Source organism: Actinotalea endophytica (genome assembly GCF_025717005.1).
Classification (GTDB): domain Bacteria; phylum Actinomycetota; class Actinomycetes; order Actinomycetales; family Cellulomonadaceae; genus Actinotalea.
This window is the reverse complement of sequence record NZ_JAOVZU010000003.1, coordinates 153518-174337: the sequence shown is the minus strand read 5'-3', so window position 1 is coordinate 174337 and position 20820 is coordinate 153518. Positions and strand designations below refer to the sequence as shown.

The 20820-nt window shown below is 71.0% G+C and carries 22 protein-coding genes and 2 pseudogenes; 9 read left to right on the top strand and 15 right to left on the bottom strand.

The annotated features are described in order from the left end of the window. Positions 1 to 252 precede the first annotated feature (252 nt). Positions 253 to 2013 carry a 2-isopropylmalate synthase gene (gene leuA, locus OEB99_RS06360; protein ID WP_263509095.1) on the top strand — a complete coding sequence of 587 codons (1761 nt, stop codon included), beginning with the start codon at positions 253 to 255 and terminating at the stop codon, positions 2011 to 2013. 44 nt (positions 2014 to 2057) lie between these two features. Here the strand turns inward: leuA and rsgA are convergent, their stop codons facing one another. Beyond that, the gene (gene rsgA / locus OEB99_RS06355) at positions 2058 to 3152 is read right to left on the bottom strand and encodes a ribosome small subunit-dependent GTPase A (protein WP_263509093.1); all 1095 of its coding nucleotides are present in this window, start codon (positions 3150 to 3152) and stop codon (positions 2058 to 2060) included. 324 nt (positions 3153 to 3476) lie between these two features. Here rsgA and recO point away from each other — a divergent pair, with 324 nt between their 5' ends. Together recO and OEB99_RS06345 are read left to right on the top strand one after the other, a co-directional pair. After that, positions 3477 to 4205 carry a DNA repair protein RecO gene (recO, locus tag OEB99_RS06350; RefSeq protein ID WP_263509090.1) on the top strand — a complete coding sequence of 243 codons (729 nt, stop codon included), beginning with the start codon at positions 3477 to 3479 and terminating at the stop codon, positions 4203 to 4205. Continuing rightward, the gene (locus OEB99_RS06345; protein ID WP_263509088.1) at positions 4202 to 5017 is read left to right on the top strand and encodes an isoprenyl transferase; all 816 of its coding nucleotides are present in this window, start codon (positions 4202 to 4204) and stop codon (positions 5015 to 5017) included. Before recO ends, OEB99_RS06345 begins: the two co-directional genes overlap by 4 nt. A 15-nt stretch (positions 5018 to 5032) precedes the next feature. Here OEB99_RS06345 and OEB99_RS06340 read toward each other — a convergent pair whose 3' ends face one another. From OEB99_RS06340 to OEB99_RS06300, 9 genes are all read right to left on the bottom strand, one after another. Then, a complete protein-coding gene (locus OEB99_RS06340; protein ID WP_263509087.1) occupies positions 5033 to 6184 on the bottom strand; it encodes an acyl-CoA dehydrogenase family protein in 1152 nt (383 codons plus the stop codon). A gap of 49 nt (positions 6185 to 6233) precedes the next feature. Further along, the gene (locus tag OEB99_RS06335) at positions 6234 to 7163 is read right to left on the bottom strand and encodes a cytochrome b/b6 domain-containing protein (protein ID WP_263509086.1); all 930 of its coding nucleotides are present in this window, start codon (positions 7161 to 7163) and stop codon (positions 6234 to 6236) included. Then, positions 7160 to 8137, bottom strand: a complete 978-nt coding sequence (locus OEB99_RS06330; protein WP_263509085.1) for an electron transfer flavoprotein subunit alpha/FixB family protein — start codon at positions 8135 to 8137, stop codon at positions 7160 to 7162. The genes OEB99_RS06335 and OEB99_RS06330 overlap by 4 nt, the downstream gene beginning before the upstream one ends. Before the next feature lie 14 nt (positions 8138 to 8151). After that, positions 8152 to 8919, bottom strand: coding sequence for an electron transfer flavoprotein subunit beta/FixA family protein (locus tag OEB99_RS06325; protein WP_263509083.1), 768 nt, complete (start codon positions 8917 to 8919; stop codon positions 8152 to 8154). A 106-nt stretch (positions 8920 to 9025) separates the two neighbouring features. After that, positions 9026 to 9547, bottom strand: a complete 522-nt coding sequence (locus tag OEB99_RS06320) for a DedA family protein (protein ID WP_263509081.1) — start codon at positions 9545 to 9547, stop codon at positions 9026 to 9028. After that, a complete protein-coding gene (locus OEB99_RS06315; RefSeq protein WP_263509079.1) occupies positions 9548 to 9943 on the bottom strand; it encodes a Fur family transcriptional regulator in 396 nt (131 codons plus the stop codon). Beyond that, positions 9943 to 10839 carry a metal ABC transporter permease gene (locus OEB99_RS06310; RefSeq protein WP_263509078.1) on the bottom strand — a complete coding sequence of 299 codons (897 nt, stop codon included), beginning with the start codon at positions 10837 to 10839 and terminating at the stop codon, positions 9943 to 9945. Before OEB99_RS06310 ends, OEB99_RS06315 begins: the two co-directional genes overlap by 1 nt. Next, a complete protein-coding gene (locus tag OEB99_RS06305; protein ID WP_263509076.1) occupies positions 10836 to 11615 on the bottom strand; it encodes a metal ABC transporter ATP-binding protein in 780 nt (259 codons plus the stop codon). The genes OEB99_RS06310 and OEB99_RS06305 overlap by 4 nt, the downstream gene beginning before the upstream one ends. 76 nt (positions 11616 to 11691) lie before the next feature. Beyond that, positions 11692 to 12600 carry a metal ABC transporter solute-binding protein, Zn/Mn family gene (locus OEB99_RS06300; protein ID WP_263509075.1) on the bottom strand — a complete coding sequence of 303 codons (909 nt, stop codon included), beginning with the start codon at positions 12598 to 12600 and terminating at the stop codon, positions 11692 to 11694. A gap of 162 nt (positions 12601 to 12762) precedes the next feature. On the opposite strand from OEB99_RS06300, the gene OEB99_RS06295 reads away from it, so the two are divergent. From OEB99_RS06295 to OEB99_RS06280, 4 genes are all read left to right on the top strand, one after another. After that, positions 12763 to 14142 carry a glycine--tRNA ligase gene (locus OEB99_RS06295; protein WP_263509074.1) on the top strand — a complete coding sequence of 460 codons (1380 nt, stop codon included), beginning with the start codon at positions 12763 to 12765 and terminating at the stop codon, positions 14140 to 14142. A gap of 653 nt (positions 14143 to 14795) precedes the next feature. Continuing rightward, positions 14796 to 15017, top strand: coding sequence for a hypothetical protein (locus OEB99_RS06290; protein WP_263509073.1), 222 nt, complete (start codon positions 14796 to 14798; stop codon positions 15015 to 15017). 376 nt (positions 15018 to 15393) lie between these two features. Further along, positions 15394 to 15597: a hypothetical protein gene (locus OEB99_RS06285; RefSeq protein WP_263509072.1), complete on the top strand. Its 204-nt coding sequence runs from the start codon at positions 15394 to 15396 to the stop codon at positions 15595 to 15597. A gap of 278 nt (positions 15598 to 15875) precedes the next feature. Then, complete coding sequence (locus OEB99_RS06280) at positions 15876 to 16886, top strand: hypothetical protein (protein ID WP_263509070.1); 1011 nt, start codon at positions 15876 to 15878, stop codon at positions 16884 to 16886. Positions 16887 to 16978: 92 nt separating this feature from the next. Here the strand turns inward: OEB99_RS06280 and OEB99_RS06275 are convergent. Beyond that, a pseudogene (locus OEB99_RS06275) lies at positions 16979 to 17200 on the bottom strand (transposase); the annotation flags it as partial. A gap of 23 nt (positions 17201 to 17223) precedes the next feature. Here OEB99_RS06275 and OEB99_RS06270 point away from each other — a divergent pair. Then, positions 17224 to 17538 (top strand): annotated as a pseudogene (locus OEB99_RS06270) (phosphotransferase); the annotation flags it as partial. Between the two features lie 309 nt (positions 17539 to 17847). Here the strand turns inward: OEB99_RS06270 and OEB99_RS06265 are convergent. Beyond that, complete coding sequence (locus OEB99_RS06265) at positions 17848 to 18534, bottom strand: hypothetical protein (RefSeq protein WP_263509449.1); 687 nt, start codon at positions 18532 to 18534, stop codon at positions 17848 to 17850. Between the two features lie 158 nt (positions 18535 to 18692). On the opposite strand from OEB99_RS06265, the gene OEB99_RS06260 reads away from it, so the two are divergent. Next, positions 18693 to 19085: a hypothetical protein gene (locus OEB99_RS06260; protein WP_263509069.1), complete on the top strand. Its 393-nt coding sequence runs from the start codon at positions 18693 to 18695 to the stop codon at positions 19083 to 19085. A 55-nt stretch (positions 19086 to 19140) separates the two neighbouring features. Here OEB99_RS06260 and OEB99_RS06255 read toward each other — a convergent pair whose 3' ends face one another. The 3 genes from OEB99_RS06255 to OEB99_RS06245 form a co-directional block, all read right to left on the bottom strand. Beyond that, positions 19141 to 19482 carry a hypothetical protein gene (locus tag OEB99_RS06255; protein WP_263509068.1) on the bottom strand — a complete coding sequence of 114 codons (342 nt, stop codon included), beginning with the start codon at positions 19480 to 19482 and terminating at the stop codon, positions 19141 to 19143. 401 nt (positions 19483 to 19883) lie between these two features. Beyond that, a complete protein-coding gene (locus OEB99_RS06250; protein WP_263509067.1) occupies positions 19884 to 20132 on the bottom strand; it encodes a hypothetical protein in 249 nt (82 codons plus the stop codon). Positions 20133 to 20254: 122 nt separating this feature from the next. After that, positions 20255 to 20668, bottom strand: a complete 414-nt coding sequence (locus OEB99_RS06245; protein WP_263509066.1) for a hypothetical protein — start codon at positions 20666 to 20668, stop codon at positions 20255 to 20257. Between the last annotated feature and the right edge of the window lie 152 nt (positions 20669 to 20820).

Sequence of the window (20820 nt, the reverse complement as noted above, 5' to 3'; positions counted from 1 at the left end):
GGGGGGCGCCCGGCGCCCACCCCGGCCATCTCCTGCGTGGACGTGCACCGGTGCGCGCGCGGCGGGCGCCGGCCACGGAGAAGTCCGTGTGCCGGCGCCCGCTTCGTCACTCGTCCGGGGCGCGGTAGGGTGTCGGCCATGCGCGGGACGACCCTCCTCCTTGGTCGCCGCGGCGGGGCCCTCTAGGCCGGAACCTCGCCGCGGTGGTTCGCCGTCCCTGGCCGCCAGCCCGCCGCACCTGACGAGGAACCGATGACCATCACCCCTGACGCCCCGGGCGTCCGCAACGCCCAGCAACCTTCCGGCATGCCGGTGCACCGCTACCGGCCGTTCCACGAGCAGATCGCCGTCGACCTGCCCGACCGCACGTGGCCGACCAAGCGCATGACGACCGCCCCGCGCTGGTGCGCGGTCGACCTGCGGGACGGCAACCAGGCCCTCATCGAGCCGATGAACCCCGAGCGCAAGCTGCGGATGTTCGAGCTGCTCGTGGAGATGGGCTACAAGGAGATCGAGGTCGGGTTCCCGTCCGCCTCGCAGACCGACTTCGACTTCGTCCGGATGCTCATCGAGGAGGACCGGATCCCCGACGGCGTGGTGATCCAGGTCCTGACGCAGTCCCGCGAGCACCTGATCGAGCGCACCTACGAGGCCATCGCCGGAGCGAAGCAGGCGATCGTCCACCTGTACAACTCCACGAGCGTGCTGCAGCGCGAGGTCGTCTTCCGCACCGACGTCGACGGCATCCTGGAGATCGCCACGTCCGGCGCGCACCTGTGCAAGAAGTACGAGGAGCTCATCCCGGACACCGATGTGTTCTACGAGTACTCGCCCGAGTCCTACACCGGCACCGAGCTCGAGGTCGCCGTGAAGGTCTGCAACGCCGTGCTCGACGTCTTCCAGCCGACCGCGGAGCACCCGGTCATCATCAACCTGCCCGCGACCGTCGAGATGATCACCCCGAACGTCTACGCCGACTCGATCGAGTGGATGAGCCGGCACCTGCACTACCGCGAGAACGTCGTGCTGTCCCTGCACCCGCACAACGACCGCGGCACTGCGGTCGCCGCCGCCGAGCTGGGCTACCTGGCCGGCGCGGACCGGATCGAGGGGTGCCTGTTCGGCAACGGTGAGCGGACCGGCAACGTGTGCCTGGTGACCCTCGGCATGAACCTGGCCAGCCAGGGAATCGACCCGGAGATCGACTTCTCGGACATCGACAAGGTGCGCCGGACGGTCGAGTACTGCAACCAGATCGCGGTGCACGAACGGCACCCCTACGGCGGCGACCTGGTCTACACCGCCTTCTCCGGCTCGCACCAGGACGCGATCAAGAAGGGCTTCGAGGCCATGGCCACGAAGGCCGTCGCCGCGGGCGTCGAGGTCGACCAGCTCACCTGGGCCGTCCCGTACCTGCCGATCGACCCGAAGGACGTCGGGCGGTCCTACGAGGCCGTCATCCGGGTCAACTCGCAGTCCGGCAAGGGCGGCATGGCCTACCTGATGAAGGCCGAACGGCACCTGGACCTGCCGCGGCGCCTGCAGATCGAGTTCTCCCGGGCCGTGCAGGTCTACACGGACGCTGCGGGCACCGAGGTCACCGCGGACGACCTGTGGCGGGTGTTCACCGACGAGTACCTGCCCTCCGAGCCGGGCAGCGGCCTCGAGCCGTGGGGCCGGTTCCGGCTGCGCGGGTCGCGGTCGGTCTCGTCGGAGGAGGTCCCGGAGCACCTCGAGGTCGACCTCATCGACCAGGGCGCGGAGGTCACCGTCGAGGGGTACGGCAACGGCCCGATCGACGCGTTCATCCAGGCGCTGGGCGCACTCGGCCAGCCCGTCGAGGTTCTCGACTACGCCGAGCACGCCCTGTCCACCGGCGGCGACGCCACCGCGGCCGCGTACGTGGAGTGCGCTGTTGGCGACCAGGTGCTCTGGGGCGTCGGGATCGACCCGTCGATCACGACGGCCTCGTTCAAGGCGATCATCTCCGCGGTCAACCGCGCGCACCGCTGAGCTCGGTTCCCGCTCCCCGTGGACCCGGGGAGCGGGAACCAGCGTCAGCGCTTCTTGTCCGGGCGGGCCCGGTAGGCCTTGGCCCGCGCCTTCCACACCCGGGCGTACTCGGCCTGCAGCCGGGCGTCGCTGCGGCGGGCCTGGAAGGCGGCCTCGCGCTCGAGCGCACGCCAGGACGCGAGGCGACGTTCCGGCAGGGACCCGTCGTCCACGGCGGCGAGCACCGCGCAGCCGGGTTCGACGGTGTGCGTGCAGTCGTTGAACCGGCACCGGTCGGCGAGGTCGACGACGTCGGCGAACACCTCGTCGACCGCCTCGTCGCCGCGCAGGCCGACCGAGCGCAGGCCGGGAGTGTCCAGCACGGCGCCGCCGTCCGGTGCGAGGTGCAGCTCGCGGGTCACCGTGGTGTGCCGGCCCTTGCCCTCGACGCCGAGCGAGCGGGTGGCCATCGCCTGCTCGCCGACCAGCGCGTTGAGCAACGTGGACTTGCCGACGCCGGAGGCGCCGAGCAGGGCGACCGTCGCGCCCTCGGCGAGCCAGCCGCGGGGTTCGTCGAGCCCGCGGCCTTCGGGAGCTGCGACCGCGATCACGTCGCACCCGGCGGCGCTCTCGGTGACCATGGCGACCACCTCGGCCGGGTCGGGGTGCAGGTCGGCCTTGGTGAGCAGCACGGCCGGTCGTGCGCCGGAGGACCACGCCAGGGTCAGCAGCCGCTCGAGCCGGCCGAGGTCGAGGTCGGGGACCATGCCCTCGACGACGGCCACGACATCGGCGTTGGCGGCCAGGACCTGGCCGTCCGAGGTCCCGGAGACCCCGAGCCGCTCGAGGGCCGTGCGACGGGGGAGCAGGGCGGTCACCGCCCACGGGGCGGACCGCTGGGCGCCGGTGTGCGGTTCGATGAGCGCCCAGTCGCCGGTGGCCGGGACGGTGGTCGGATCGTCTGCCGCGTCGTGGTGGAGGCGGGCCGACCAGCGGGCCGTGACCCGCTCGACTCCGGTCTCGCCGGGCAGCATCAGGTCGCAGGCGCCGGCGTCGACCCGGCAGACCCGGGCGACGACGACACCCTCGCCGGCGTCTGCGGCGAGGGTGTCGAGGGAGTGCTGCCAGCCTGCGTCCCAGCCGAGTCGTGCGGCGTGCATGGGGTGGCGGGGCGTGCGGGTCGGCGGTCGAAGGGGTGGGGTGCGGGGAGTGCCGAGCTGGGACAACGGAGGACCTTTCGTCGGCCCGCCGCGGGGCTCAGGGTCGCGGCGGACGGGGGTGGGTGAGGGCGTCGTTCACCTGGGGCATGGCGTCCTCCTCCCGTTCCTCGCTGTCCGGTGGCCGCTCCGGCTGTGCTTGCCGGTGGCCTGCCGGCGGCTTGCCGGCGCTGGGTGCGACGCTAGACCGGGCCGTACCGCGACGTCACGGGGTTTTCCGGGTCGCGCCTCACGGACCAGTGTCGGTGCTCGGGGGAGAATGGTCGGGTGAGCCTGTACCGCGACGAGGCGATCGTGCTGCGCACCCATCAGCTGGGCGAAGCCGATCGCATCGTCACGCTGCTCACCCGCGAGCGGGGCAAGGTCCGCGCGGTCGCCAAGGGCGTGCGGCGCACGTCGTCCCGGTTCGGCTCGCGGCTGGAGCCGTTCATGGTGGTCGACGCGCAGCTGTACACCGGCCGCAGCCTGGACACCGTGACCCAGGTGGAGACGCTCGGGTCGTACGCCACCGCGATCAGCACGGACTATGCGCGCTACACCGCAGGGGCGGTGATGCTCGAGACGGCTGAGCGCCTGGTCGACGAGCACGAGCCGTCGGTCCAGCAGTACCTGCTGCTCATCGCCGCGGTGCGGGCGCTGGCCGAGAGCGCGCACGCGCCGGGTCTCGTGCTCGACTCCTACCTGCTGCGCGCGCTCGCGGTCGCCGGCTGGGCCGCCTCGTTCTCGGACTGCGCGCGGTGCGGCCGGGGCGGCCCGCACGCGGCCTTCGCGGTGGCCTCCGGCGGTGCGGTGTGCCCGGGCTGCCGTCCGCCCGGGTCGGCGTCGCCGGCGCCGCAGACCCTCGCCCTGCTGGCCGCGCTGCAGACCGGTGACTGGGCCGAGGCCGACGCGAGCGAGGACCGGCACCGGCGTGAGGCCAGCGGCCTGGTCGCGGCCTACAGCCAGTTCCACCTCGAGCGCGGGCTGCGGTCGCTGCGGCTGGTGGAGCGCGCGTGAAGGCTCGTCGCACCGAACCGGTGATCGCTCCGCCGCCGCACCCGTCGGGTGATCGACCGCCGGCGATCCCGCGCGAGCTCGTGCCGAAGCATGTCGCGATCGTGATGGACGGCAACGGCCGCTGGGCGAACGAGCGTGGCCTGCCGCGCACCGCCGGGCACGCCGCAGGCGAGGCCGCACTGCTGGACGTGGTCGCCGGGGCGATCGAGATCGGCGTCACGCACGTGTCCGCGTACGCGTTCAGCACCGAGAACTGGAAGCGCTCGCCCGACGAGGTGCGCTTCCTCATGGGGTTCAACCGGGACGTGCTGCGCCGGCAGCGCGACACCATGCACGCGTGGGGGGTGCGGGTCCGGTGGGCGGGTCGCCGGCCGCGGCTGTGGCGCTCGGTGATCGCCGAGCTGGAGACCGCCGAGGAGCTCACCCGGGACAACGACCTCTGCACGCTGACGATGTGCGTGAACTACGGCGGACGCGCCGAGCTCGCCGACGCGGCCCGGGCGATCGCGCAGGAGGCGGCTGCCGGCCGGCTGGACCCGTCGCGGGTCACCGAGGCGACGATCCAGCGCCACCTCGACGAGCCGGACCTGCCGGACGTCGACCTGTTCCTGCGGACCTCCGGGGAGCAGCGGACCAGCAACTTCATGATCTGGCAGGCCGCCTACGCCGAGCTGGTGTTCCTCGACGAGTACTGGCCGGACGTGGACCGCCGGCACCTGTGGCGTGCGGTCGAGACGTACGCGCGGCGCGACCGGCGCTACGGCGGTGCTGTGGATCGTTCGTCGGCCGAGGAGCCCGACGGGTCCGCGTGACGGCACCGAGGGCGCTCAGCGGTACCGCCCGGCGATGTCGCGGCCGATGATCTCCTTCATGATCTCGGTCGTGCCGCCGTAGATCGTCTGCACGCGGCAGTCCCGGTAGGCCCGCGCGATCGGGTACTCCTCCATGTACCCGTACCCGCCGAACAGCTGCAGCATCCGCGTGGTGACGCTGCCCTCGAGCTCCGTGGCCCACCACTTGGCCTTCGACGCCTCGATCGTGGTGAGCGTGCCCTCGTTGAGCTTGGTCACGCACCGCTCGATGTAGGCCTGGGTGAGGTCGACCTCGGTCTCGGCCTCGGCGAGCACGAACCGGGTGTTCTGGAAGTCGCCGATCCGCCGCCCGAACGCGGTGCGCTCGAAGACGTAGTCCTCGGCCCACCGCACGACGGCGCGGGCGCCGGCGTAGGCGCCGACGGCGATCGACAGCCGCTCCCGGGGCAGGCGCTGCATGAGGTACACGAAGCCCATGCCCGGCTCGCCCAGCAGGTTCGCACCCGGCACCCGGCAGTCGGTGAAGAACAGCTCGGCGGTGTCCTGCGAGTGCAGGCCGAGCTTGTCGAGCTTGCGGCCACGCTCGAATCCGGCCATGCCGGTCTCGACGACGAACAGGCTGAAGCCCTGGGCGCCGGCGGTGGGGTCCGTCTTCGCCACGACGATCACCAGGTCGGCGTGCACGCCGTTCGAGATGAAGGTCTTCTGCCCGTTGAGCACCCAGTCCTGGCCGTCGCGTACCGCCGTGGTCCGGATGGCCTGCAGGTCCGAGCCCGCGCCGGGCTCGGTCATCGCGATCGCGCCGATCCACTCGCCGGACGCCATCCTCGGCAGCCAGCGTTCCTTCTGCTCGTCGGTCGCCAGGTCCAGCAGGTAGGGCAGCACCAGGTCGTCGTGCACCGCGAACGCGATCGTCAGGGAGGGCGCGGCCGCCATGTTGAGCTCCTCGGCCACCACCATCCGGAACCGCCAGTCGTGCAGCTCCAGGCCGCCGTACTGCTCCGGGATGTCCAGTCCGATCAGGCCCGCCTCGGCCGCGGGCGTCCACACCGACCGGTCGATGAGGCGCTCGGCCTCCCAGGTGTCGTAGGCGGGCTCGACGTACGCGGCGATGTACTCGCGGACGGTCGCGCGGTAGTCGTCGTGGTCCTGGTCGAAGAACGGCACTGTTCCTCCTCGGTGAGCGGGCCCGGTGCAGGCGTGGGCTGTGGATCGGTCAGCGGGTGACCTTCCCGGTCAGAGCGGCCAGCGGGCGGAGCAGGACGGGCCGGGCGGCGAACCATGCGCCCGCGACGAGCGCGACGGCCACGGCGCAGACGACCACACCGACCAGCGAGTCGTCGTCGCGGGCCCCGAACATGTGGTTGAGGTTGGCGATCGCGCCGGTAGCCAGGACCATCGCCACGTGCACCACGATGAAGGCCGCGAAGAGCCACATCGTCGGGAAGTGGATCGCACGGGCCCGTTCGATCGGGTAGTACCGGTTGATCGCGGCCTTCTTCGGCCAGAGCTCGGACAGCCGCAGACCGGTGGCCGCCGAGATCGGAGCGAGGATGAACACGGTGGCGAAGTACGCGAGCATCTGCAGCGCGTTGTAGGCGATCCAGGTGCTCTCGTGCGGCCAGTGCAGCGACAGGTACTGCAGCACCACCGAGAGCGCGTTGGGGACGACGTCCCAGCTCGTGGGGACCAGGCGCACCCACCGACCCGAGGTGAGCAGCAGGACGAAGAACGTCGTGCCCACCGCGAGCCAGGTCAGGTCCAACGACACGTGGAACCACTGCTCGAGGGTGATGGTCGCGGGCCTCGTCCGTGACCTGGCGATCCACGGCCTGCCACGTCGGGTCCAGTGCGCCGCCGGCCGCCGGGTGTTGTGGATCAGCAGGCCCGACTTGATCATCAGGGCCATCAGGAACAGGTTGAAGAAGTGCAGGATGCCGACCCACGCCGGGGTGCCGGCGCTCTCGGCCCCGGTGGCCACGCCCGGGTAGCGAGCGACGAAGTCCTGCACGCCCGGTCGGCCCCACGCCCAGCGGGCCAGGACGACCAGCACGACCAGCACCACGAGCGCCGCGCCTGCGCCCAGTCCCCAGCGGGTGCGGGCGGAGAGCCCGCCGAACCGCCGGGTGGTGGGCGCCGCGCTCACGCGGCACCCGCTCGCCGTGCCTCGATCTGGCGGATCAGCTCGGGGACCACCGTGAACAGGTCGCCGACGACGCCGAAGTCCGCGATGTCGAAGATCGGTGCGTCGGGGTCGGTGTTCACCGCGACCACGGTCCGTGACGTCGACATCCCGGCCTGGTGCTGGATCGCTCCGGAGATCCCCAGCGCGACGTAGAGCTCGGGGGAGACCGTCACGCCGGTCTGGCCGACCTGGTAGGACTGCGGGACGTAGCCCGCGTCGACGGCCGCGCGCGAGGCTCCGACCGCTGCGCCGAGCGCGTCGGCGAGCCGGTCGACCAGGGTGAACGCGTCCGCGGAACCGAGGCCTCGCCCACCCGAGACGACGACCTGCGCGCCGCGCAGCGCAGGGCGTGAGGTGCTGGCCACCAACGGCGCGCTCGCGGTCACCTGCCCGTCGAGTGCCGGGTCGAGGTCGACCTCGATCGTGCGCACCGACGGGTCCGTGGCCTCGAGGCGGTCGGCGATCGAGCCGGGCCGCAGGGTGATCACCGCCGGGCCCGAGGTCACGGTGGCGGTCGTGGTCCACGCGCCGCCGAACGCGGTGTGCGCGGTCACCGGGCCCTCGGGGCCGGCGGAGACGTCCACCGCATCGGTGAGCAGGCCGCCACCGAGCCGTACCGCGACGCGCGCGGCGACGTCCCGGCCCTCGACGGTGTGGGGCAGCAGGACGGCCGCGGGCCCCTCGGCGGCCGCGGCGGCGACCAGGGCGGCCGCCGCCGGGGTGGACAGCATGGACGTGGCGGCCGGCGTGGTCGAGGTGATGACGCGGCTCGCGCCCAACCGGGCGAGCCGCGCGGCCAGCGGCGCAGGGTCGCCGGCCGTGACGACCACGGCGACCGGGTCGCCCAGTCGGGCCGCTGCGGCGAGCAGCTCGCCGGCCGTCGGTCCGACCTGGCCTCCTGCGTCGAGCTCGACGTGCACGAGGATCGGTGCCACGGGTCGCCCCCTTCTCAGATCAGGTGCCGGTCGGCGAGGAACTGGGCGAGCTGCCGGGCGGCCGTTCCGTCGTCCTCGATCCGGGGACCGCCGGTGCGCCGCGGCATGGCGGCGGTCGAGGTGACGAGCGTGCGCGAGCGGGGCGTCGCGAGGCCCAGCTCGGCGAGGCCGACCGTCGCCGTCGGCTTGCGCTTGGCGGCCATGATCCCGCGCAGCCCGGCGAACCGGGCGTCGGGCAGCTGCTCGGTGATCGAGATGATCGCCGGGAGGGGAGCGCGGACCTGGGTCGAGGCCGCGTCGGTGATCCGGGTCCCGCTCACCTCGCCGTCGGTGAGCCGAACCGTGCGCAGGGCGGACAGCAGGGGGAGCCCGAGAAGCTCGGCCAGCAGGGCCGGGAGCACCCCGCCGCGGCCGTCGGTCGACTCGTTGCCCGCGATCAGCAGGTCGCAGCCCTCCGGACGGAGCGCCGCGGCCAGCACGGTCGCGGTGACCATGAGGTCGGCCCCGGCCAGGGCGTCATCGACGACGTGGATCGCCCGGTCCGCACCCATTGCGAGCGCCTTGCGCAGTGCGTCGGTCGCCTGGGCGGGGCCCATCGTGACGACCAGGACCTCGGTGGACTTCTCGTGGTCCTTGTGGGCGAGGGCGACCTCGACGGCGCGTTCGCTGATCTCGTCGATCACCTGGTCGCCGGCAGTGCGGTCGGTCCGCCCGGTGGCCGGGTCGAGCTGTCGTTCGCCATAGGTGTCGGGAACGTGCTTGACGAGCACTGCGATCTTCATCGATCACTCTCCGTCGCCTGCCGCGGCCCCGCTGGGCGTGCCGCCGCCAGAAGTTACGGTTCGTGTCGAGTGTATTCGAGCCTGGTGGTATCAGGTAACTGCAGTACTAGGTAATTCCCGCAGCGCTACGGTCGCCGGACGCGGTGCCTGAGCGGCGTGCGCGGCGCACCAGCAGCACCGATGTCGTCGCCACCGACGCCACGGCGAGCACGACGATCGCCAGGACCCAGGGCGACTCCTGCGCCATGGCCACGGCGCCGGCGACCAGCGTGGTGCCGATCCCGCCCCACACCACGGCCCACACGAGCGCGCCGGGGATCGACCACACCGTGAAGCGCAGCCAGCCGACCCGCAGCAGGCCGGTCGCCGAGAACACCGCTGACTGGAAGCCCACCGTGAGGAAGGCGGCCGGGACGATCGGCATGCCCCAGCGCTCGAGGACCGCGGTCGCGCGATGCACGCGCGGGTGGTCGAGACGGTCGCTCCACCGGGTGCGCAGCACCCCGCCGGCCACCCCGCGGCCGAGCCAGTACAGCCCCTGCGAGCGGAGCAGGGCGCCGAGCAGGAAGAACAGCAGGATCCAGACCATCGGCCACCCGTCCAGGAACTGGGTGGCCCACTCCGGCACTCAGGACCTCCGAGCGGCTCGGCAGTCGGGGCACACACCGGTCAGCTCGACGGTGTGCTCGATCGCCGCGAAGCCGTAGGCCGCGCCGACCTGGTCCGCCCAGGCCTCGACGCCCGGCCCCTCGATCTCCTCGGCGCGCCCGCAGTCGCGGCAGACCAGGTGGTGGTGGTGCCCGGGACGTGCGCAGCGGCGGTAGACCTGCTCGCCGTCGGTCGTGCGCAGCACGTCGACGACGCCGTCGTCGGCGAGCGAGGCGAGGGTCCGGTACACGGTCGCCAGACCGATCTGCTCACCGTTGGCGCGCAGCAGCTCGTGCAGCTGTTGCGCGGACCGGAACTCGTCGAGCCCTTCGAGCGCGTCGGTCACGGCGGAGCGCTGCCGGGTCATCCGTTGCATCAGGTCTCCTCGATGACCCGGACGTCGTCGGCCAGGTCGGGGTGCGGGTCGATGCTGAGGTCGGGGTGGCGGCGGGCGTTCTGCACCATCGTGACGACGGCGTAGATCACGATCGCGAGGACCACGATGGTGGCACCGGGCGGTAGGTCGTACCAGTACGTCACGGCGAGCCCGACCACGCTGACGCCGGCGCCGATCCCGCTGGCCAGCGCCATGGTCCGCTGGAACGACCGCGCGACCACCTGCGCCGTCGCGACCGGCACGATCATCAGCGCCGAGACCAGCAGCAGGCCGACCACGCGCATCGCGACGGTCACCGTGAGGGCCGCGAGTGCGGCGAGCAGGGACGTGAGGAACTGCACCGGCAGGCCGCTGGCCCGCGCGAACTCCTCGTCGTGGCTGACCGCGAACAATGCGCCGCGCAGCCCGAGGCCCACGGCGAGCACGATCCCGGCGAGCAGCGCGGTCCACAGCAGGTCGGTGCGCGAGACCGTCGCGATCGAGCCGAAGAGGTAGCTCATCAGGTTCGCGCTCGTGCCACCGGCGATCTTGATCAGCAGCACGCCACCCGCGATCCCGCCGTAGAACAGGATCGCCATCGCCACGTCGCCGGTGATCCGGCCACGTGCGCGGACCCACTCGATGCCGACCGCACCGAGCACCGCGACGGTCATCGCACCGGGCAGCGCGAGCACGTCGGGCGGGGTGAGCCCGGCGAGGGCGCCGGCCAGCCAGCCCGCGGCGACGCCGGTCAGCGCGATGTGCCCGATGCCGTCGCCGAGCAGGGCGAGGCGTCGCTGCACCAGGAACGTGCCGATCACCGGCGCGGCGGCGCCGACCAGGACGGCCGCGAGCAGCGCGCGCTGCATGAGCGGTGAGGTGAGCATCTCGATCATCCGTCGCCCCCGATCACCTCGAGGTCGAGGAGGCCGTCGTCGCGGGGCGGCTCGGCGTGCGGGTGCGCGTGCTCGTGCTGAGGTCCGGCGTGCTCGGCCCGGGCCGGGGGCGGGGGACCGTCGTGCACCACGCGCCCGTGCCGGAGCACCACCGCGCGGTCCAGCATCGAGGCGAAGGCCTCGGTCTCGTGGAGCACCACGACGACGGTCGTGCCCGCGCGACGCATCCGGTCGATCGTGGCGACGAACGTCGAGATCGTGTCCAGGTCGATCCCGGTGGTGGGCTCGTCGAGCACCAGCAGGTCGGGCTCGCGGACCAGGGCCCTCGCGATGAGGACGCGCTGCTGCTGGCCTCCGGACATCTCCTGGACCGGGTGGTTCGCGCGGTGGGCCATGCCCATCGCGTCGAGCGCGGCGATCGCCTGGGCCCGCGAGCCGGGGCGCAGCCGGCGCCGCGAGAGCAGGCCGGCGCGGACGACCTCGCACGCCGTGGTCGGGACGCCGGTGCTGGCGGGCATGCGCTGCGGCACGTAGCCGACCCGGTGCCACGGGGCGGTCCGCAGCGGCTGGTCGAACAGCCGCACCTGGCCCTTCGCCACCGGGATCACGCCCAGCGCCGCCCGGACGAGGGTCGACTTTCCCGAGCCGTTCGCGCCGAGCAGCGCGACGACCTCGCCGGGGCGCACCGTGAGGTCGACGTCCATGAGGATCCGTCGCCCGCCCAGGACGACGTCCACCCCGTCGGTCCGCAGGACCGTGCCGGACGTCTGGCTCATGTCCACCAGCCTCTCATGCTGCGAACGATTCCCTCTTTCACCGTCGTGCCGCGCCGGGGCGCGTCCTGGGCGCCGCTCAGGAGCAGCCGAGGCCCTGCTGGAGTGCGGTGAGGTTGTCCTGGGCCAGGGAGATGTAGTCCTCGCCGTCGGCCGCACCGGTGATCGTGGACAGCACCTGGGTGTCCAGGTCGAGGTCGCTCGCCAGGACGTCGGCGACCTTCGGGCTCGAGGTGTTGGCCATGAAGATCGTGGTCGCACCGGTCTGCGACGCGATGTCGGCGACCTCCTGGATCCGGGCGGGCGACGGCTCGGTGTCCTCGTCGAAGCCCGAGATGCCGACCTGCTGCAGGCCGTAGGCGCTGGTCAGGTAGCCGAAGGCGGGGTGGGTGACCACGACGGTGTCGCGCTCGCAGGACGCCAGGCCGGTCCGGTACGCGGCGTCCAGGTCGGCGAGCCGGCTGTCGAGGGCACCGGCGTTGGTCGTGAACTCGTCGGCGTGGTCGGGGTCGATCGCGGCGAGCGCCTCCGCGACGGCGTCGACCACGGCGGGCAGCTGGTCGACGGCGAGCCAGGTGTGCGGGTCGTACGCGGCGTGCTCCTCCTCGGCGTCCCCGTCGTCGTGCTCGTCCTCGCTCGCGGGCAGGACGTCGACGATGGTCGCGGCGTCGACGATGTGCGCGGGAGCGGCCTGGGAGACCGCGTCGTCGACCGCGGTCGCGACGGCCCCGGTGAGGACGACGAGGTCGGCGCCGCCGATCTCGGTGACCTGCTTGGGCGAGACCTCGAAGGTGTGCGCGTCGGTCCCGGCAGGCACCAGCGTGGTGACGTTCACGAGGTCGCCGCCGACCTGCTCGGCGATCCAGGCGTACGGGTACAGCTCCGCGACGACCGTCACGCCGGAGCCGGAACCGGAGTCCGTGGCACAGGCGGTGAGGGGGAGGGCGAGGGCTGCGGCCGCCGGCACGGCGAGGAAGGATCGCTTCATGAGGATCATTCTCAAGTAAGTTGAGAACGATTGTCAAAACATCGTCCGGCGGGCGGTTCCGATCCGGGTTGGCACGGCCTCCGCACCGTCCGCACCCCGGTAGCCTGGGTCCCTTCCGCCCGCGCGAGCCACGTGCGGGCCTGCGCACGTCTGGAGACACCCGTGGCCTCTCGCCTCGACTCGGTCATCAACCTCGCCAAGCGCCGTGGCTTCGTCTTCCCGTCGGGGGAGATCTACGGCGGCACGCGCTCGGCGTGGGACTACGGGCCACTGGGCGTCGAGCTCAAGGAGAACATCAAGCGCCAGTGGTGGAAGACGATGGTCACCAGCCGTGACGACATCGTCGGCCTGGACTCCTCGGTGATCCTGCCGCGCCAGGTCTGGGTCGCCTCCGGCCACCTCAAGGCGTTCCACGACCCGCTCACCGAGTGCCTCTCCTGCCACAAGCGGTTCCGCGAGGACCAGATGCTCGAGGAGTACGAGGAGCGGAAGGGCCGGCCGGCCGAGAACGGTCTGGCCGACATCGCCTGCCCGGCGTGCGGCACGCGCGGCCAGTGGACCGAGCCGCGCGACTTCAACATGATGCTCAAGACGTACCTCGGCCCGGTCGAGGACGAGTCCGGCCTGCACTACCTGCGGCCCGAGACCGCGCAGGGCATCTTCGTGAACTTCGCCAACGTGATGAGCGCGGCCCGCAAGAAGCCGCCGTTCGGCATCGGCCAGATCGGCAAGTCGTTCCGCAACGAGATCACGCCCGGCAACTTCATCTTCCGCACCCGCGAGTTCGAGCAGATGGAGATGGAGTTCTTCGTCGAGCCGGGCACCGACGAGGAGTGGCACCAGTACTGGATCGACACCCGCACCGACTGGTACGTCGGGCTCGGCATCGACCGGGACAACCTGCGCCTGTACGAGCACCCGCAGGAGAAGCTCTCGCACTACTCCAAGCGGACCGTCGACATCGAGTACCGGTTCGGCTTCCAGGGCAGCGAGTGGGGTGAGCTCGAGGGCATCGCGAACCGCACCGACTTCGACCTCACGACCCACAAGGAGCACTCGGGTCAGGACCTGTCGTACTTCGACCAGAACAAGAACGAGCGCTGGGTCCCGTACGTCATCGAGCCCGCGGCCGGTCTGACCCGCTCGCTGATGGCCTTCCTGATCGAGGCGTACGCCGAGGACGAGGCGCCCAACACCAAGGGCGGCGTGGACGTGCGCACCGTGCTCCGGCTCGACCCGCGGCTCGCGCCGGTCAAGGCGGCCGTGCTGCCCCTGTCCCGGCACGCCGACCTGTCGCCGGTCGCGCGGGACCTCGCCGCCGAGCTGCGTCAGGCGTGGAACGTCGACTTCGACGACGCCGGGGCCATCGGTCGCCGCTACCGTCGCCAGGACGAGGTCGGCACGCCGTTCTGCATCACCGTCGACTTCGACTCGCTCGAGGACCGGGCCGTGACGATCCGCGAGCGCGACACCATGTCGCAGAACCGCGTCGCGCTGGACCAGGTCGCGGGGTACCTCGCGCAGCGGCTGATCGGGGCCTGAGCGCCGCCGGCGGCTGATCAAGGTCCGAGGGGGCCGGGCGGCGCGGTGGCGAGATCGGCGTGATGCGCCGTGTCTCGCGCCCAGCGTGGGTGGTTGAGCAGACGCGACGCGAGAGGCACTCTCGCGTGCGCCCGGCGCCCGCTCATGCCGATGAGCGCTCGCCCTCTCCGCGAGTTCGCTGGCTGTGTGCGAGTTCGCTGGGTGTGGTCAGCGAACTCGGCGTCAATCAGCGAAGTCGGCCGCCCAACCCGCACGGACATGCCGCTCTCAGCGTGCGTTGGGGTCGGTTCCGTCGAGCCGGACGAGGCCGAGGCCGTCATGGGGGGACACAGACGTACGCGACATAGCTTCGTCCGGCCGCTTGGGCCTTCGCCCAGGCGAGCACCTCGGCCACGTCGACACCCCGGAGTTCGTACTCAACCTGTGCGCCGTCAGCGTCGTGGAAGTGGACCCGGTAGCTCGGCCTCTCGATCTCCCAGGTCTCGTCGCGCGGATCCATAGCCCTGACGTCCGTGACGCCGAGCGTCTCAGATCCCCTGGCGCCACGTCCGCATCCGCCGCTGATGGCATAGCGTCATCCGCTCATAGCCGCGCACCGCGCGCGTGCCCGTGCGGCAGACTCGCCTCGGGGATCGGACGGGAGGCGCGCGCTCGTGGAGTGTGAGTGCGGCAAGCGAGTCGAGCTGGAGGGCGCTGACGCGCGCGAGTACGCCGACAGACACCTTGAGAAGCTCGAGGTCGACACAGCGCAGTGGACCGTGCGGTACGTGTGCCCGGAGACCGGGCGGCCGTGGCTCATGGACTACCCGCACTCGAAGTACCCGGCCCGGACCGAGGGTGACCAGGCCCAGCCCGACGAGCCAGAGCACCACTAGCGTGTCGAGCGCCAGCCCCCACACGACGGAACGCGAGGGCGCGCGGCCAGATCGGCGTCGACGGAGCCCGATGACACCCGCGATCAGCACAGCGAGGGCCGCAGCCGCGACGAATGCCGGCACGGCGTAGCTGAAGCTCCGCCAGATCTGGACCACTGAAAGCCCTCGCCTCACGAGCATCGGGCATCGGGCATCTGGCACCGGGCAATCAGGCTCGCACGGTCCGACACCGACCCCTGGGTGACACCCGGGCGCCGAGGTCCGGGCTCGACGCCTCCGGTCCTGACCTCAACGACCCGAGCCGTCACCGAGCAGGAACTGCTGGATGGCGACTGCGGCGGCTCCGCGGGCCCACTGGTCGGAGTCGTAGGGTTGGATGGCGATGTCGATCGGGGCGGCGTTGGGGTCGCGTTCGCGGGCGATGCGGGCGCATCAGCAGCCCGGAACCCACCGCGCTCTCTTCGGCCACCCCGCGGCCGGCCCACAGCTCGCTGCCCTCAGTGGCACGATCGAGGGCGGCGACCTCACCGTCGACATCCCGACCTTCGACAGCTGGGCGGTGATCGTGGTCGACCGATGATGCTGTCCCCGCTGTCGCCCAGTTCCCCTCTTTGTTCCCCTGTTTGACCTGACCCGGCGTGATCCCAGATGATCGCCCTACGACCCGAAATTAACTTGACCTGGGCATACGTGGCCCAGTCTGACCCCTCGTGATGCCGTTCCGCGAACGCAGAGGTTCAATGGGCTCGTTTGACCCGACCAAGGCACGACCAAGGTCCCGTGCCGTTGGGATCGCCGACAGTAAATTCTCGGGGTCGGGCCCGATCGGAGGGTCCTCGACAACAATGGGGGCACATTATGTCAATCAATCGTGCTGTCGCTTCGCTAAGCCTGGCGGCAGTTTCCGTCGGATCGGTCTCGTTCGTTCCCGCGTTCAAGGCATCGGCCGCCATCTTCTGGTTTGCGGCCCTATGCCTGTTCGGTACGGCGCTTGCCTTCCTCGTTCGCGATCGGCGCCGGAGGTCGCGCAAGCCGGGGCCCGCGCAAGCCGGAGCCGGGCCGACGACGGTCGCGGCGATCGTGGGGTTCGCCACAGCAGTCGCCGTAGCTCTCGCAACGAATAGCGCCACGGACTCCGCTTCCACTGCGATGGATGACCGCATCGTCGGTTCAACTGTGGTAGCCGAAAGCGCTCTGAACTCCGCGGGCGGCATGGACGCACTGCCGGTGAGGTCGGAGTCCATCCTCGTGACGAATGAGTCGGTGAGGGCCACTGCGGAAGAAGTAGCTCGCGCGAGTGCCTCGCTCACCAAGATGGCAGACGCCCCCTCCAGGGCAGCGGTCGCGACAGCTCTGCGTGACGGCTACGTCTCGCAGAGCGGGCTGAAGGTAGACGTCGACTCCGCGACTGCCTACCAGGGGTCGGGCGGTCAGCGCGTTGTCAACATTCCGCTCGTTGGCACCAATCTCCCCGAGGTTAGCAAGATTGCCTTCATTTCTCAAGGCCGCGAGACGACAGTTGTGGAAATTGCTGCGGAAATGGTCTCCGAGAACTCAGTGGCCGTAGCCATTTGGCAGGATGGCGTGCCAATTCACAGCGAACTGGTCACTGCGCAGAATCAGAGTTCGCTGACGGGCCCGGCCGTCGGCAATGGATTCACCGTTCAGGACGCCTCTTTCAGCTGGTCAAAGCTCAACAGCTGCCTTTCGAGCGCAGGTATCTCCTGGGCCATCATCACGGTAATTGGCATCGTCTGCGCCGCCGTCTGCGCAGGGACCGCTGGCGCCGCGTGCGCCCCGTGCATCGCATCGGCGGCAGGATTCACCGGTGGAACGATCTCCTACTGTGTCTGGAAGGCATCGCACTAGCCGCCGACAGGGCTGGCGGCCTCGGATCCACCGCTCGGGTCCAAGGCCGCCAGAACCGCATTCGCGAACCGCGAGCGGGGACGAGTGGCTCATCACAGGTGAGGGTGTAGTCGGCTGAAGCCGCCGGTCTCGAGCAGGCTGCGGGCGATGTAGTGGGTGAGGTTGCGGAACCCGAGGGCCGAGCCGCGGAGGTGCTCGAGGCGCCCGTTGACCGCCTCGGTGGGCCCGTTGGAGGTGCCGGGTCGGTCGAAGTAGGCCAGCACGTCCGCTGATCGCTTCTTCAAGGTCCGGCCCAGAGTCGTGACCTCGGCCAGCCATCGACCACGTCGCCAGCGGCATGGGCCGCGGCAGGTGCGGTCGTACGGCAGCTTCACGAGGCGCCGCTGCCGCCTTGGCCTGGCACTGGCTCGGACGAGCTCAGCTCGAACCTGGACCGCGAGTGCGAGTGGCTCCTGGCGAACGGGGTACTTCCCCCGACGGTGTCACCGTCAACCGCCAGGTCGCCGAAGACGCGCTGCGGCCGTGGACGCCGGTGTTCACCCACGGCGACCTGCAGGTCGCCCACGTCTTCGTCCAGCACGACCAGGTCACCGGCGTGATCGACTGGTCCGAGGCGGCACAGGGCGACGCCTTGTACGACCTCGCGATCCTGACCCTCGGGCACGAAGAACACCTCGGCGACGTCGTGGCGGGTTACGGCGCCGCTGTCGACCTCGACGTGACCCGCGCGTGGTGGTCCTTACGAAGCCTGAAGGCGGCCCGGTGGCTGATCGAGCACGGCTTCGACCCCGCACCGCCTGGCTGCGAGTTCGACGTGCTCCGGGCGCCGGCTCTAGCGAACGCGCACCCCACGGCGAACACCCACCGCCAGGGCCGACGAGAGGCCCGCACCCCTGAAGGCACCGCACCACGACCGTCGCACGCTCATGCCGCAGACGGTGCGCGTGGGGCGTGGAATCTGTCAGGTCTCGGCGGTTCGCTCCTGCGTAGCTCGGAGGCGGACGGCGAGGTGGTCGGCGTAGGTCGGCTCGGTAGCGTCGTCCGGCTCGCGCGGCGGGCCTCCGGCCCAGGGCTCGAGCGGTTGGAGGCCCAGCTCGGTGCCGTCCGGGAGACGGACCGCCAGGATGCCCGAGGTGAACGGGCCGCGCACGAGTGACCGGCCTTCGACGCCGGCGACCTGGGCCCACGGGAGGGTGATCACCTCGGTGATGGTGTCCAGGCGCCACAGCTCCAGGGAACGCTCGGTCGCGACGAAGGCGACACGCAGACGGGGCAGCTTCGGGCCCGTCCCGGGCACGTCGCGCACTCGTGACAGCGTCGTCGCCGCTGCCCAGCCCGGGATGACCAGCGAGGCAGGTCGAGCCCGACACACCCGCGCGACGGCCCGTCGCCACCACACCGCCAGCGTTGCGTACACCATCGCGATGCCCAGGAACCACGCAACCGCAACGGTGGTGACGACGCCGGTCTCGGGACTGGCGCGCCCAACGATGATGCCCGCAGCGGCCGACAGGCCCACGACCCACGGCCAGGCTCGAGCCAGCCAGTCCGGAAACGGCGCGCTGCCGACCCTGGCCCCCTGCTCACTCACAACACCAGCATCGGCATCAGCGCGCGAAGACGTGAGCCGCCGCCGATCACCCGTCACAGTTCCCCAACTCGCCCAACTGGCAGGACCGCGAAACGCGCGCTCATGCCGCTGATGGCATGGCGGCATAGCGTCGTCCGCTCATGCCGCGCCCCGGGTGCATCCGGGCGTTCCGGTCGAGATGTAGCCTGCGGACGAGCCGAGGCCGGAGGTGATGGGTGCCCGATCTCTCCCTCGCGCCACCGGCCGTTCTTCGGCTGGCCCAAACCCTGGCCGAACGTGGAGCGCCGCTGACGATCCGCGCGTTCGACTCACCAACGAATCAGCTCCTCGGAGCGACCCTGGATGTTGGCTCGGTCCGAGTGCTGGCTGACGGCGGCCAGTGGTTCGTGGACCTGGCACCACCCGGTCTCGACGAGTACTTCGACACCGCCGTGTGGACCGCGTGCCTCAACGGAACCGACGTGAGCCTCGACCTGGAGTCGCTCGACTCCCAGGTCGGTTGGCTGGAAGAGCACCTCTCCAGCGGGTTCGCCGGGGACGGCAGGATCGAGTGTCTGCGGGACGCGCGACGCAGGAGGGCCTACGGGCGGATGGGCCTGGCGACCTAGCGCCCGCACCACGGGTTCGCGTGAGGTCACCGTCCGCTCTCACGCCGCGTGGTCGCTACCCCGGCGCCCAGGCAGCGTGGAACTGCACCGTGCCGGCGGTCAGGGCCTCGGTGTGCTTCCGGTCGCCGCCGTATTCAGTCCAGACCCACGTGCCTCTGGCGATCTCGATGCGGAGGACGCGGCCATCCACGCGCGCACCGATGGGGTTGATGTTCAGCCGTTGGGTGCCGTCCAGCTCGATCCGGACCTCGTCGCCCGAGGTCGCGGCGCCGGTGAGCCGATGCAGATTGTCGTGAGGGCGGCCGAACCAACCCGACGGAAGTTCCAGGCTCGCCACCTCGCGCTGGGCGAAGAACTCGACGATCGCGTCGACAAGGTCTTGGGCTCCCATGGTCACGCTGACATCATCCCCTCGCGCCCGGGGCAGTGAAGAACACGCGGTCATGCCGCTGCGCGGTCGGCCGTCTCTGTTGGGGCGTTTCGGTCAGAATGGGTACATGACGTCGAGCTCCCCGAAGTCCGAGTGGGCGGATCGCTTCCCCGCCGGACCTCCGATGCGCGAGGAGCTCGCTCGACTCGTGGAGAGCGACGGTGGGCGCGACGACGTAGAGAACGGCTACTTCGAGGCTGCCAACGACCCCCAGTTCGTTCACCAGGAGACCGAGCAGAGGCGCTTCCGCGGACAACTTCGTCGGCGGCTGCGACACCTCGAATCGAAGGCTCGACGCAAGCCAAGCGCGTAGCCGTCCGCCGCGCGCTTGTGCCGCTGGTCGCTTCGTGTCTGTCAGAGACCGAGCGTCAGCGGGAGCGCCGCGTGTGCCCGTCGGGACGGACTGGCTCGCCGAAAGCTGCGGCAACCATGCGGCGGACCTCTTGACGCTGCGTGGTCGCCATCAGCACCGGATCGAGCCCCTCGGCCCTGACGACGGCATCGGTGAACGCATCGACCGACGTCGGCGGGTCGTCGATGAGGCGCTGCCGATCCTCAGGCGGCAGGCAGTAGCCGAGCCGAACACAGAGATCGTCCAGTAGCCCCGCTGCATCCACGGCGGCCACGGTAGCCGCCGAGCATCCGCTCATGCCGCTGATGGCATGGCGGCATAGCGTCGTCCGCTCATGCCGCACTGAGCGCGGGCGGTTCACAGCTGCGGCTCCTTCAAGCAGCCTGGTCAAGCCTCGGCTTGGAGTGCCTCCGGCAGCGGCAGGCCCAACAGCGTGATCAGTTCTTCGACGGTCTCCTCGACGAAGACCGCCTCTGGTTCAGCTTCGGCGTCGTTGCTCGCCAACAACGACTCCACGGCCGCACTCGCTACCTCGACCCCGAGCTCCGCTCGGGCCCAACTCGAGAATGCGCCCGCCGCGGCCGGTCGATCCACGGGGGCGTTCTGCTTCGGGTCATCGAAGTAGATGCGCGGCTCGTAGCCGAGGTAGAAGTACCCACGCGGCCCGGCCTCGCTCTCGAACTGCACTGTCGCAATGCTGCTGTCGTGGATGTCGACGACAAGCGGCGCGCTGACGGGCTCGCCATGGGCGACAGTGACCCACCGTCCGTCGATGAAGGCGAGGCGTTCGAACATTCCCATGGCGGGGAGGGTAGCGCCGGGACAGGGTGTGCGATGCCGACTCACGATCTCGGTTCGGCAGGCAACGATCATCCGCTCATGCCGCGGACGTGGCGGGCTCCGCGGCGGCTACGGTGACCGCTGGTGCAGGCTTCGGTAGGCGTGCGGGACGA